Source organism: Balneolaceae bacterium (genome assembly GCA_034521495.1).
In the GTDB taxonomy this organism is placed as follows: Bacteria; Bacteroidota; Rhodothermia; order Balneolales; family Balneolaceae; genus Rhodohalobacter.
This window is the reverse complement of sequence record JAXHMK010000004.1, coordinates 1-13,851: the sequence shown is the minus strand read 5'-3', so window position 1 is coordinate 13,851 and position 13,851 is coordinate 1. Positions and strand designations below refer to the sequence as shown.

General features: G+C 45.2%; 12 protein-coding genes and 1 pseudogene. All 13 read right to left on the bottom strand.

Translation table 11 applies throughout. The features are described 5' to 3' along the window. Window positions 1-24: 24 nt before the first annotated feature. The 13 genes and pseudogenes from U5K72_00890 to U5K72_00830 all read right to left on the bottom strand — a co-directional run bounded on the left by U5K72_00890 (window position 25) and on the right by U5K72_00830 (window position 13,750). On the bottom strand, window positions 25-939 hold the full coding sequence (locus U5K72_00890) for a hypothetical protein (protein MDZ7717358.1): 915 nt from the start codon (window positions 937-939) through the stop codon (window positions 25-27). Between the two features lies 1 nt (window position 940). Then, window positions 941-3,205, bottom strand: coding sequence for an NAD(P)-binding protein (locus U5K72_00885; GenBank protein ID MDZ7717357.1), 2,265 nt, complete (start codon window positions 3,203-3,205; stop codon window positions 941-943). A 610-nt stretch (window positions 3,206-3,815) separates the two neighbouring features. Continuing rightward, the gene (locus tag U5K72_00880) at window positions 3,816-4,727 is read right to left on the bottom strand and encodes a carbon-nitrogen hydrolase family protein (GenBank protein ID MDZ7717356.1); all 912 of its coding nucleotides are present in this window, start codon (window positions 4,725-4,727) and stop codon (window positions 3,816-3,818) included. A gap of 611 nt (window positions 4,728-5,338) precedes the next feature. Next, window positions 5,339-6,016 carry a hypothetical protein gene (locus tag U5K72_00875; GenBank protein ID MDZ7717355.1) on the bottom strand — a complete coding sequence of 226 codons (678 nt, stop codon included), beginning with the start codon at window positions 6,014-6,016 and terminating at the stop codon, window positions 5,339-5,341. A 324-nt stretch (window positions 6,017-6,340) separates the two neighbouring features. Next, window positions 6,341-6,838 carry a nuclear transport factor 2 family protein gene (locus tag U5K72_00870; protein ID MDZ7717354.1) on the bottom strand — a complete coding sequence of 166 codons (498 nt, stop codon included), beginning with the start codon at window positions 6,836-6,838 and terminating at the stop codon, window positions 6,341-6,343. Between the two features lie 176 nt (window positions 6,839-7,014). After that, complete coding sequence (locus U5K72_00865; GenBank protein MDZ7717353.1) at window positions 7,015-7,887, bottom strand: helix-turn-helix transcriptional regulator; 873 nt, start codon at window positions 7,885-7,887, stop codon at window positions 7,015-7,017. Window positions 7,888-8,133: 246 nt separating this feature from the next. Continuing rightward, the gene (locus U5K72_00860) at window positions 8,134-9,708 is read right to left on the bottom strand and encodes an outer membrane beta-barrel family protein (protein ID MDZ7717352.1); all 1,575 of its coding nucleotides are present in this window, start codon (window positions 9,706-9,708) and stop codon (window positions 8,134-8,136) included. Next, window positions 9,656-10,567 carry a TonB-dependent receptor gene (locus U5K72_00855; protein MDZ7717351.1) on the bottom strand — a complete coding sequence of 304 codons (912 nt, stop codon included), beginning with the start codon at window positions 10,565-10,567 and terminating at the stop codon, window positions 9,656-9,658. The genes U5K72_00860 and U5K72_00855 overlap by 53 nt, the downstream gene beginning before the upstream one ends. Continuing rightward, window positions 10,564-11,073, bottom strand: a complete 510-nt coding sequence (locus U5K72_00850; protein MDZ7717350.1) for a BBE domain-containing protein — start codon at window positions 11,071-11,073, stop codon at window positions 10,564-10,566. Before U5K72_00850 ends, U5K72_00855 begins: the two co-directional genes overlap by 4 nt. A gap of 60 nt (window positions 11,074-11,133) precedes the next feature. Next, on the bottom strand, window positions 11,134-11,958 hold the full coding sequence (locus U5K72_00845) for an FAD-binding oxidoreductase (protein MDZ7717349.1): 825 nt from the start codon (window positions 11,956-11,958) through the stop codon (window positions 11,134-11,136). Between the two features lie 267 nt (window positions 11,959-12,225). Beyond that, window positions 12,226-12,948: pseudogene (locus tag U5K72_00840) on the bottom strand (transposase). A gap of 44 nt (window positions 12,949-12,992) precedes the next feature. Beyond that, entirely contained in the window at window positions 12,993-13,517 is a 525-nt protein-coding gene (locus tag U5K72_00835) for a hypothetical protein (GenBank protein ID MDZ7717348.1), read from the bottom strand. A 68-nt stretch (window positions 13,518-13,585) separates the two neighbouring features. Further along, the gene (locus tag U5K72_00830) at window positions 13,586-13,750 is read right to left on the bottom strand and encodes a hypothetical protein (GenBank protein MDZ7717347.1); all 165 of its coding nucleotides are present in this window, start codon (window positions 13,748-13,750) and stop codon (window positions 13,586-13,588) included. Window positions 13,751-13,851: the final 101 nt, after the last annotated feature.

Genomic DNA, 13,851 nt, shown 5'->3' with positions numbered 1-13,851 from the left:
ATAAAATCATAAATGCTTATTTCTTCATTGAATAAAAGGATAAATCGGTTTCCCGTTATCGATAAAAGAGATCAATTCCGGCGTATTGTTTATTTTCGAAGCAGTTTCATAAAGTTCATCAGCATGCGGCAGGATGAGTGCATCATCAAGAAAGTGGACCTCCAATTCCCCGATGGAATGTTTCCTGCCTAAAATGATATCCTGTTCCTCTTTCGACAGAGGATAAGAGGATGGATAAAAAAAATGATCATTTACAATAAAGTTAACGGCAAAACCACGGGGGTTCGCTAAAAATTCCCCCAATTTGCCAAATGCAAAATGTTCCGCTTCAACCATTGCCTGGGCATACAGCAGCCGGTACAATACCATATTAATAAAAACCTGTTCGGGATGAATTTCTTTGTGGGCAAGCTCCGCATATTTATGATAGCCGGAAATAATGCTGCTGTTATGAGCTTTGTACCAGTGTTTGGAGCTGGGCTCTTCAATAAAATCCAGCCAGTGTAGAACCTGGGGTTCGAGTTCAGGGAGATGTTCCTCTTCCCAACCCGCGAGATGGATGAGAGCTGCCAGCTCTGACCAGTAAATAAATTGCAAGTTTACCTCGCTCCACCAGGGGCTGCCGGCAGGATTGCCATCGGGAGGGTGCAGAACACCGCGTTCCTCCCACTGTAAAAAAGCGAGCTCTGAATTTCCAAAACCAAAACTGCTGAAATGTCCGTGGCCAAACTGATCGTAAAACAGTTCTCGAATCTGGTATCTTTCATGAGGTTTGTCTTTTATCATCTCTATGCGGTGAGCGGCAAGAGACTTCAAAGAATCCACAGAAACGCCCGTTAAATTGCTTGGGTACAGCAATTCCGGAGCGATGGGCTCTTGTTCGGGTGAACAGTAGTTCATGAAAAACCCAAATACGATAAGAAGAATAAATTTATTCACATCAGAAGACCTCTTTATTGATTTCCAATCCATACGACTCACGAATGGCGTGAGCTGTCCGAAGTCCCGCGGTTACAGCGCCTTCCATATGGCCTACGTTAAATCCAAAATCGGTCCAATCACCGGTTAAAAACAGGTTACTGAATCCAGACTCATCTGCTTTCTTTCGATATTGATTACTACCCGGAACAGCCAGTACGTATCTGTCTGACGGCTCGATATTAAGCAGGAAGAACTGCTGGTAAAACTTCTCAATCGGGGTCATATCTTCTTTCTCTTCAAAAGGGGCCAGGTAATCAAAATTGAAGCCCTGTGGATTTTCCCGGCTTGTTGTTTCCGGCCAGAGCCAACCACCGTGAGAATAGAGCCACTGTTCGGTAATTCCCATCATTCGGGCCTGCTGGGTTTTTGGGAACCAGTGTTTGGAATAGGGCTCCATGGGCGAGGCATCCGGTATGGTTCCGCACCAGTAACTCAAGTGACCCGGTTTGAGGTGTTCAGGCCAATTTTCCATATCAATGATGAGACTCATATCCGTCCAGGAGTAGAGATAGTTTGCGTAAATTACCGAATTGGGTTCATCGCCCTCTTTCATTCCCCAGTCTTCTACCTTGAAGCCCATCTCCCGAAGAGTTGGTTTCATCCACAGTTGAACCTGTGCGGTTTGGGTCGTTTCAACCTTTTCAACCATGTTTTTCCAGTCTTCACGCTTCTCCACAATTTCACTACACACATTTTTTAGAGCTGCGACTGAAATCCCAAGTAATACCTGGTCAAAGTCCTTTCCTTTCTCGAGTGTAAACTCACGGTAATTTTTCCAATCGGCCCATGAGCTTTCGAGATTAATCTCATTCTCCTGAAGTTTTTTAGCCTGTTCAGGATTAATCTGCTCATAAAGTGGTTCAGCCGGCCAGGAATTTAAACCGTCAATTTTTCGGAAGGGATTGTACTCGTCAATATCATCCCGAAGTTTAACCTGCTCAGCCATAGATATTTTTTCAATTTCACCACTGTCTGAATGATGAACTTGCTGCACTTTATGGAAGAATTTAAATTTTACTCCGCGATGCTTTAATACCTGCGTGATGGGTGTGATGATGGTATCAGCCGTTCCCGCTCTCAATTTCCAGACCAGGCATCCTTTGTAATCAACAGAAACAAGTACCATTCTCAGGCCGATATCAGCCGCAAGTAATCCCGTTCCGCCCTTCAAAAGATTTGCAAAAGAACCGGTGTACATAAACCGAACTAACGGACAGTCGAAGACTAATTCAGAGGCACCGTGTTTTTTCAGCCAATCCAGGTAGTTATATTTATTGATATTCTGATACTCAAACTCGCCGGTTTCCGGGTTATAAACATCATGAAGAATACCCGTTAAACTGACTTCCATCCACTCGATCACAGAGATAACTCTCCGAACCTGGTCGTGTTTCTCGATAGCGTGAGAGAACATTTTTTCGAACCAGTGTGTAAATGCTGAAAAGAGGTAAACAACCTTCTCCAACGCCTCCAGCTCAACCTTTTTGGGATTTTCACCGGTGGTTCTTTCAATTTGTTCATCGATAATTTCAACCGCCTTGTGCAGCATTTTTACTTCCAGGGGTACAACAGTTTTTTGGAAAGTTTTTTTCATTTTGCTTACAATGCCATCCCACCAATGCGGTTTTGGCCGGTGGCGGGGCTGAGGGTCTCCAAATTTCTGATTCACATCCAGCAGATGTTCCATCAACTCCTTTCTCAAAAACCCCTCTCCTTTTTCGTAGGGTTCACCAATCACCATCTGCAGGGCAATTCCAAGCACTTTTCGAATCAATTCCAACGGTGTGGATTTTCCGGCTGTGCCCGGTTCCTGGTCGTTCATTGGGAAGATGATGGGCCAGTTAATCCACTTCTCCTCTCTGTGAGACCATTCGGTGAACAGGGAGGCATTATCGGGAACGATAGCTTCCGACCATTTTTTGAGGGGACTATCGGGATTCAAATCCAGCTCTTCCTGGAGGTGATAGGCATCCTTCACCATTCGGAAGGCGTTATCGTACCAGCCCTGGAAAATGTGGATTCCTTTTTCCTCAACCCTGTTGTGAAGCCCACGGCCCGTTGCTGTTTTGCCGCCTAACCTCCAACCTACCTGGTAAACGGTAATCTCGTAATGTTTATCCCAGCCCGGGTAATCGGTGAGTTCATAAATTGCTGATAAGGAGCCAAGCCCTCCGCCAAGTACAGCTATTCTTTTTCTCTTTGATTTATTTTCAGTTGCATTCATAGTACTAATTTTCGATTCATGAAACCGGTGGTATGTTTTTTCTGAAGCTATACAGCACCGACGGGATTTATACGTTAGTTGTTATTTTGGAAAGGCTTAAATCTTCAAGTTTTCCATACATATATACATCAATTATTTCGCTTTTTGAAACCAAATTGCTTCTGAATTTCATCAAATAATTAAATAGCAGCTTAAGTGATTGAGTCGCTATTTGTTAAACCAATATTAAAATGCGGCTGTCTTTCCCGGTGTTCACAAAACGAATGCACTGTCCCTGGTTTTTGAACCCGTATTCTTTTAAAGAATAGTCGTCTATTTGCGGGAGAGAATCTTGTACTAATTGAGTAAAACTTTGGACTATTTAGTCGGGGAATCTGTGGATGAAAGTTTTACTACTTCGTAGTGCAATATTAAATGACCGCTTTACTCTTTCAAATGAGCCGGGACCGTCTCAGGAAATTCAGTAAGCAGGTGAGCTATGAATTCATCATCCCAGGTAAATCCGTCGAAAGAGCCGTCTTCATGAGCGTTGCAACCATCGATGCTGGTCGCTATGTAATAGATTAGTTTTCACATTTTCCGGTTCTTAATTCACTCAAGATCCCAAATCTTACTCATTCACAGAAAAATTAAACACATCCGGCCTGGCGTAGTGTCCGGCCACGTCGAACATGCGCTTGGCTGCGATAATCTGTTGCAGGTCAATGTCTGCATAGAGTATGCCTTCTTCCGCTTCCAGAGGGCCTGCCAAAAATTTTCCGTTCGGCGCTATAATGCAGCTATTGCCAGTATTAATCCATTCACGTCCCTCGGGATAGAGGGTTTTAAATTCGTACTGCTCCGGGATATCATCCATTCGCAGGGCCATGCAGGTGCTGATGACAAACAGACCGCCTTCCCGTGCGATGTGCTGCATGGATTGAAGCCAGTTGGGGCTTTTATCCCACGTGGGGGAGGCCAGTATTTGAGCTCCGCTTTCATAAATGGCCGTCCGCGCCAGGGGCATGTAGTTTTCCCAGCAGATCAGCCCGGCCAGTTTTCCGGCTGAGGTGTCGTAAGATCGCAGCGTATCTCCCTTTCCCTGCGCCCAGATCAGCCGCTCGCCGCCGGTGGGAATCAGCTTGCGGTGTTTGCCCAAAATTTCACCCTGATCGCTGATAAACAACAGGCTGTTGTACAGGCTTGCCCCGCTGGTTTCAGAGTTCCGCTCATTCATGCCCATCACCACATGGATGCCCGCTTTTTTTGCGGCCTTGCAAAGCTGATCTGTTGCTTGATCAGGGACAGAAACGGCATGTTCAACCAGCTTTATATAGAGCTCATTCAGATCGGCTCCCTTGCTGTTTGGGATCAGCCACACCCAATCCGGGTAACCCGATATAAAGGCTTCTGGAAATACAATCAGTTTCGCCCCATGTTTACCGGCTTCCAATATTGCTGAACACGCTTTCTCGACTGTTTTTTTCTTATCCAGGAAAACCGGCGAAAGTTGTGCGGCGGCTACTTTAATGGTTTTTGTCATTTTTTACCTGCGGGTAGGAATTTTTTTGAATGGATTTACACAGGATATAATGGACAATTCCGACCTACTTTCCTATTAGATTGCTGTACATGATTGAGGCAAAAATAAATCTCCTATTGTTTCTGTTAAACAGAACGATAATCTACACTGGCATTCTGCGGTCGGCAATATGACTCTGAAAGGGTCGTAGAACATAGTATCACGGATACACGGGAAATACCATCGGCCCATTATCTAATTAGGGCACAGATCCCATTACGATGGTTGTTATCCAGACCGAATCAACTCCCTGTTACCCCTAACCGATTCAGGTACACCACCCCTCGATAAGGTATGGAGCGTTGATGGCATCTGTTGCCTCGGGGTATTATAGACTTGATTCTGCAAACCTGGGGCGGTGCCCCAGGCTGCAATATGTGACCCTTTCAGGGTCTGGTTCTGGTTTAAAAGTTGATCTCAGTTTTAACTATCTCATTTAAAACACTACAAAAGTATTGACGAGGAAGTAACTTTAAATTGTAATTCGTATTAAAAATTGCACCTCATATCCACACCGATCAACATAGAGCCGTTAAAATGAATGATTTACTAATCATTCACTGACACTACTTTCAAAGCGGCGCATGAATGGCAGCAATGATGTCTCCGCACTCTCCCGCCTCGTCCGGTATTTCGGTAAAGGGCGCAAAATTAACAACGCAGCCGCCTTCATAGGAATTGATCTGCTCGCCTACCTGGCCGGGTATTTTCGGCCCGTGGCTTCTCAAAACAGCGTGAATCTCTGCAGTTTGCGCATCCTGCAGGCCGCCAAAGCTTGGCAGTCCAAAAAGTTCATGAACCGAGCCGCTGTCATCGTTTTCTTTCAAGTGAGCCGAGAAATTTCCTTTCCCGTTATTTCCTGCAACACTTCCTGTGGCATACAGAAGCTGTACTTCCACGTTCAAGGCATTTCCAAAATCAGATTCCACACAAGCTCCCGGTGTCGCACACAATTCCGGTTTATTCCATATCACCCACCACAATGTGTAGGCATGGCCGGGCATTAATTTAGTTGTCTTAAAGTTTACGGTTATTCCATTGCCATTCCGGTGCAGTGTCGAAACACCGATGATTTCACCGGTAACACCGTTGAAAATATCCGCAGTGGATTTTGTGTAACCTTTAGCAGCGGCATCCGACTGCAATTCAGCAGATGCTAATTCACTTTCCGGCGAAACCGGGGTGTTTGATTCGCACCCGAACAGCAGGCCCGTTATCAGTAGTATCGGCAGTAGTTTTAGTGTTTTCATAATACCTCTTGTTTTATTGTTGATGTTGCGGCACGTTTTGTGCCTGTTTAATCTGTAATCGTGGGACAAAATCTCTCAGGATTACTGTATTACTTTCTTGGTTTGATATTCTGGTTGATATGGAAAAATTTTTGGATCGTATTTGGCTTTTACTTCATGCAGCCGCTCGTAATTATAACCCGTTGGAAAGATGATCTTTCCGTTCAGCTTTTATCCAGCCTGCTTATCGATTTGGTTGGTTTTATAATGATCCTGATGGATTATTGGATGTATCCACTCATTCGACGCTGACAGGACCTTCGGACGCTGTCAGGTCTTGTTTACTTATACTTCGGAAAGAGGCGAGTGATGCTCATGAACAATTTTCCATTCTCCCTGATTATTTTTAACAAATACCAGGCTGATCTGATCATTCACAACAGCCAGGTCCTCTCCAAACTTCAGATGAAAATCTGAATGGAAGCTTACAACGGCTACATTCCCGTAATAAACGGCCACTTTCATATCATTGGCATCCATTTTAACGGCTTCCGTAACGCTGCCAAAAACTTCCCGTTCAAAGGCTTCATTTTCCTCTCCACCGTTGCGGGGAGCACCTTGTTTAAATTCAGTGAATTTGGGTCCGTATGCATGAAAGGAGATTAATTTGTCCACATCCCCAACTTTGACGCTTTCAACAATGTCATTCCACGTTTGCATGATTTCGGCTTTTTCTGCCGGGTATTCCGTCATGATGCCATCATCGGATTGAGCCTGGCAAGCTGTGAATCCCAGGCCAAAGAGAAGGGTACAGATCAGAGAAATTTTATATAAACTGTTCATAATTATTTCCATGTAGAAGATTAAAGGGTGATTGTTTGAGATAACATCAGATGGGAAAACATATATGGAAATCAACCTCATTGACCTCCGGCAGGAATCCCTAATGACTTGTTATCTGTCTGAATGCAACATAGTAGATTCCCGTGATTCAGGCTTTTCTCAGAAGCTCAGAAACTTTACTTATCAGCCCAATCTCTCCGATATTCAGATGGGGACATGCCGTATTCGGCCTTATACGTTCTGCTGAAGTGCGATAAATTGCTAAAGCCGCAATCGAAAGCGACCTGGCTTATTGTTTTGTTCCCGGTCTGTAGCATACTTTTAGCTCTTTTCAGGCGTCTCTCAGTGAGCCATTTTCCGGGCGATGTTTGATAGTGTTTTTTAAAATCTCTCTTAAAGGCAGATAAGCTGCGATTGGCAATTTTTGCAAAATCCTGGATATTTAAATCGTAAAAGTAATTCGCTTCCATCACTTCCCAGATAGGAGTCTGAAAGTTTTCTACCGTTCTCAGGATATACGCCAGCAGGTGTTTGTTCTCAGGGTGGGAAAAGACATTAAACAGTAATTCCTTAAATTTATTTTCGAGGACATTATCGGGTAGTGTTTTTTTATGAATGATGTAGGGGATAAAACTTTTGTAGCTATTTTTGATGTGCTCATTAATCGAAAAGGGTTCAATCATGACTTTATTCGGCTCCGGTAAATCTTCCAGCGATAAATGCGGCCTGAATTCCTCAAACAAAGAACGAAGATAGTCGTCTTTCAGGTAGAATATGAGCACATCCCATCCTTCAGAGACGGATGGTAATTCCTGTACAAAAGCACATTTTTTAACAATTAAGCCCTTATCCGGGTTGGCCACATACCTGTTACTTCCCTGGTTAATAATCCGTTTTCCGTTTAACGTAAAATCGAACTGTATATATTTAGAATAGAGCTGCATCAGCCTTTCCTGCTGCGGACAGGTGTAGTGCAAAAACAGGGTGTCTTTCAACGAAAATTGCGGAAACAGTTCCGGGTTCGATATTTGTGCTTCATAGAGATCCATAAACAGGACGTGTGAGAGTTAGTACACCATCAAAGGATTATCAAAACATCTTCCTGCGAAACTCTTTATTCAGAAGAATTAAAACAAAATGGAGAAATCGGGACTCATTTCAAAGTTTATAGGCTAACCTAACTTCTCAATGATGATGTTGAGAGATTGTGCAATAGAAAAACCTGTGATTACCGTTACCAGGATTAGTGTAAGGATGGTTATTCGTTTCATAATTTTTCCGATATATTTTGATTTTTAGTTGGTTACTCTGCTCTGCTCTTCTTCCGATCCGGTACTCACATTCATCGACTTTATCTTACTGTTCCCGAAATTCCAGGTAAATGTTAACTGCACATTTCTCTCTTTCAAATCATATATAAATTGAGAATCCAGGTTTGCGCTTGGCAGATCTGTGATGCCATTCCAAACGTTCGTTTGTAAGATATCATTAGCAGAAAGCCGTAACATGCCCCGGCCTGACGCTACTCTTTTCTGGACACCGGCATTTAGCCATCCCAGTGGCCTGATTTCCATAATTCCCCAAACTGATTTGGATTGATAAAATCCTGAGACTTCGAATGAAAACTCACGGGGGAGATCAATGGTATTGGTGATATTAGCCGTAAATACATACGTATTCTGAGTAGGATTCTCATCATAGTGTGCGGTTCTGAATACCTGGTAGTTTCCCGACAGATTGGTTCGCAATTCCCACCAGGGAGCAAAAAACAGGGGGAAACTTGTATTGATTGCATAGGTTTGAAAATAACTCAGGTTTTGTGTGCTGTAGGTTTGCTCATTTGTGGATTCATTTAGAACAGGCTGGAAGGGCGCAATTGCATCTTTGGTATAGCTGTATTGAAGTGAAATGAGCCACTGTTTATGATTGTAATCCAGTTTCAGCGCATCACTGATGGCCGGTTCGAGGTCTGAATTACCCGACAGAAACGTGTTCGGATCAACAAAAAATACAAATGGAGCCAGATCATTAAACGTAGGACGGGTGATTCTCCTCGCGTAAGAGAATCCGACGCTTTTCTCATTCTGCATGTTTTTCTGAATAAACAGGCTTGGGAAAAGATAACCATCCTGCACATCCACAAGTCCGGGAGTTTCAGGTGTGCTCAAAAACCGGTCGGTATACTCAAACCGCAATCCTGCGTTTATCCTCAGGTTTTCGGCAGGTGTCCAGTTACCGGATAGATAGCCAGCTGCAGTTTTTTCTGAAAGATCGGCGTCTTGAGTGAACGTATCATTTTTCACCCAAACATTCTCTACCAAATCGGAAACACCAACTTTGTTTGAAAATTCAGATAGTGATCCTTTAACACCTGTTTCCAGCGTAAATGCATCAGAAATTTCATTCCGAAAATCCAGTTTTGAAACCCGGATGTTGATCGGTGTCTCCTTTGTAACATCGATTTCTTCCCTATTCAAAAGTGTGTGATCACCTTCGATGAACCTGTTTTTATACTGAGATGGATTGTCGTTCTTGAAGTAAAGGTAGTCCACATCAAAATTGAGCGTTTTATTTTCATCGAACTTGTGGTCAAGACTCACGTTTACCAGCCCGTTTCTCCACCGGTTGGTTTCACGAACCGACATTTCGGTGCTCAGGCTTGATGTGGGGCTGAATCGGGCGAAATTATCAGACAGATCGCGTGTATCCCACAGCCTTTGGTAGCCGGTAAGTAGGAGTCCGGCTGTCGTTTTACCACCAATCTGAACTTCCATACCTGCCCGTGCATTTTGAACGCCGGTTGACGGTTTCCGTATATTATCGCTTGTTATCTCTTCCCATGAATCCATCTTTAAGCAAGAAACGCTCATTAATCCAGTTGGTCTCTGTTCGGTCGTAGTGGATGGAGTAATCCAGAAAAAGGGCCAGTTTATTTCCACGGTGGCTGATGTTCACATTTCCGCCGAGTGTTTCCGCCTGATTATACCCCAGGTTACCGCCGATCATACCGGTGGTGCCCAACTCTGTAAACTGCGTCATTTTGATGTGGATAATACCCGCATCTCCTTCGGCTTCATACCTTGCCGGTGGTGTTGTAATGAGCTCAATCTGATCGATATTGGCGGCACTCATACCGTCCAGCATCTGAACCACGGCATCAATGGGGAGCTGAACAAATTTATCGTTGATCATCACCCGCACACCGGTTTTACCACTCATGGAAAGGGAATTACTCTGGCGGTTCACCTGGATTCCCGGAGATTTTTCCAGTACCTGCAGTACAGAACTACCGGAGGATGTAATACTTCGCTGCACATTAACAACCAGCCGGTCGATTTCCTGCTCAAACAACGGCCGGCGGGCAGTGACATCCACTTCGCCCATCTCTTCCAGTGAAACCTGTAGTGTGATCGTTTCAAACCGGATGGGTTCCTGGTCTGATTCAAATGGAGCAGATATATATATCTGAAAACCAACCATGGAGACCGACAACAAGTACCGGCCAGGATCAATGTTATTCAGCTCATAGTATCCGGCATTGTCAGTTACGGTCCCCTTCACTAAAGCAGAATCAGATGGCTGCAGTAAAAGTACATTGGCCCCGGGCAGTGGTGAGCCGTTTTCTTCGACGACTGTTCCCGTTATCACAGCCTGTGATTGAACATCCATGCTATAGAAAAACAGGATGAGGAAAATCGATAATAAACGGATCAACTGTTTTGGAGTCATTTTTCTAATGGTTTTATATTCAAATTCACACTGAAAAAATTATCCGGATCGTACTTGGCCTTTATTTTTGCAAGGCGTTTATAATTTTTACCATAAGCGGATTGCACCAACTCGTTTCCTTCTTCTCCAAAACCGGGGAAATTGGGATACATACCGGAACCTGAATAGGGTTTCATCTCATCCAGAACATTGCGCGACCATGCAATCACTTTTTCCGAGTCGTCGGGGTCGTCCCAAACTGAATCGACACTAAACAGAAATGACGTATCACGGCTGCCGAAAGCTGCATTTTCCGCAGGAATCCTGTTCATTTCTCCCCCGTAATGCCAGATTGCCACTAACATGGAAGGAACAGGACGTTCTTTTCCTTTTGAAACGATCGCTTTTATCACGTCATCATCAAGTGAAGCTAAATCCGTTGATTTGAAATAGTAATTTCGCTCGTGTTTTGGAAATGCCCAATCGAACATACTTTGTACCATTGCAAAAGGATATTGACCGCTCATATCAACTACCGGTTTGCCGATCTCCCTGAGGGCTGGAGCACCCGCTGGCCTTCATCCGGATCACCGGAGTACATTGCCGGGGTGCGCTACAATACTCTTGCCCCGCGCTTCTTCCGGGAAATCCTCAACATCAGGTATAGACCAAAGCAAGGCCTCTGAGCTTACTTCATCGGGTGAAGAAACCATAAAATCCCGCCAAACTGAAAGGACTTCATCGGCCATTAACATAGGATACATCGGCAAGCAAAACATGACTTGAGGCCCCACTTCATGGAGATTAAATTCGAAGCTTGTAACAATTCCAAAGTTTCCGCCGCCGCCCCGTACTGCCCAGAAGAGATCACTGTTTTCATGTTCGCTGGCTGTTAACACTTTTCCTTCTGCGGTCACAATCCGAACAGAACGAAGGTTATCACAACTGAGTCCATGTTTTTTCCGAAGCCTTCCCAGCCCGCCGCCAAGAGTAAGTCCTGCAACTCCCGTGGTAGAAACGACTCCGCCGGGAGCGGCCAGCCCATAAAGCTGAGTTTCCCGGTCCACATCGGCCCAGATTGCCCCTCCCTCTACGATAGCCGTTTTTGAGTCCGGATCTACGTGAACTCCACGCATATCTGAAAGGTCAATGACAAGTCCGTCGTCAACCAAAGCCAGTCCTGCCACATTATGGCCGCCACCGCGAATAGATACTGGCAGGTTATTTTCCCGTGCAAAGTTTACAGAGTGAATCACATCGGATGTTCCCCTGCACTTGACGATCAGTTCCGGATATTTGTCAATGAGTCCATTCCAAACCTGCCGTTCATCATCATACCTGTTATTTTCAGGTGTTACTACATCTCCAAGAAGTGTGTTATTGAATTCTGTGATTGTTTCGTTCTCCAGCATGTGGTCTCCGGTTTTTTTTGGTTTTAGTAATACCTCAAATCCGCAAGGATTTCATTTGCATAAGATAGTACAATAACAGTACTCATTTTCTAAAATTTGATTGACAATACTATCGTATTTGTAGATTTCCCGTGATTCTTTGCTGCATTTTCACCACTGTTGACCGCTAACGGATGCCTGTTTTGCTGTATTTTTTTACTCATGGACACACCTCTCCCACAAATTTGGATTAACGAATAGCGTCAGTGGAGATGGCGGGGCGGTTGGCTACTCCAGAAGCAGCTCGTAGCCCTTACCGGTGTAGAGTTTAAGGATATTCTGCCTGCCTGAGCGAATCCACTTGGCGGGAACGCTGATGAATCGAAAGATAAACTTTTTAAGCCGGTAGGTGACCTTCAGCCAGGGGATGCGCTTCGAGTAGAGGCTGAGGATGTAACGATAGAAGTTGGCGATGATGGCCGTGAGAATCATAAAGGCCGTGTTCTGCGAGAGAAACGAGCAGGGCAGCCGCGACCAGCTAAAATCGTTGCCCATGATATCAAAGACCCGCTCACTGGCTCCGCGTTTGTTGTAGAAGGCAACAATTTCCTCCGGGGAGCTCTCACGATCGTTGGTTAGAATGGCCCGGTAGGTGTAGGCAGACCCGCTGAACAGATCGCCCTGCTGGTCGTCTCGTTTGATGCGGCTGACGATCAGCCGATAGGAGGTTTGCCCGTCAAAGGGCCGCCAGTCAGCCAGCTCGGCCACATCCATCGGCTGCCAGTTCAGTTTCACCGATGTCCAGTCGTCCTGGTCGATCGCCGAAATCTGTCGGAGCATCTCCGCCGAGCGTTTGGCCCGGATGTAGAACTGGTTGGTATGGGGTTGCACCAGATCAACGACGTCCTGTTGATAGGAAGCTGAATCGGCCCGAAAGCGGCCAATGCTCACATCATGGGCATTCAGCCGTTCGAACAGTCGGTCGAGGGTTTCGTGCTGGGCAAAGCTCGCCTGGCTGTTGCCGCTTGCGCCCTTCGATGGTTACCGGCATGCCCTCAATGCTGGCAACCCCCGGCTGATAGCCGGTGACACTTTTTGTAGGTTCGCACCGCATCCCATTTCTCGGTTTCAATAACCTGGTTGTCATAGTCCAGAGTATAGCAGCGCCGGTTGCTGAGTTGTCCGGTGGTCCGCAAGGCTTTCACCAACAATTCGTTTAGCGGCTCATTGATGTTGAACGTGTGGTTCACACCGCTGGTTGGATGAGTAAGCTGGCGGGACTCGCAGGCCAGCTGCTTGACCCCGCGAAGCAGCGTGTCGGGGCTGCACGGCGAGAGGCCCCGCGTGCGATGCAGAGGCTCGCGCAGGTGCTCGGCCAGATCCTCGGCGCAATCCCCGCCGGTAAACAATACGCTCATGAGATTGGCAACAATATCGCTGTAGGAAAACCCGGCCGTTTGACCTCTCGGGCCGAGGTGCCGGTCAATCAGTCCCGCCAGCCCGCACGTATGAAAACTTTCCAAACAAAAATCTAATCCGCCAAATGGTGTTATCTTATCCGATGATTTTGTAATATGCATATCTCACTTCGTTAGTTTGATTTGTCTCACCTAAATAAGTGAAATTATTCGAGCCAAAAAAGCCTGAATCAACAACATTCAGCCGCTTTTTTGGCTCTTTTTATGTATTGCTTGCGGATTTTAGGGACTCGATTAAGTTTTTCAAGGGGATCGCCCTGACTGGAAAGTTTTTTCAGGCGGTAATGTTTGCCAAATAATCCTACAACTCCCTGCTGCTTATACTCTTGTGCCATAAATAGATGCCATTTATTTGTAAATTAATTTACTGCTGTAAATATACTAAAAATCCCATCAACTAATTGATATTTATACAGTTATAATTAATAAAGTCCAT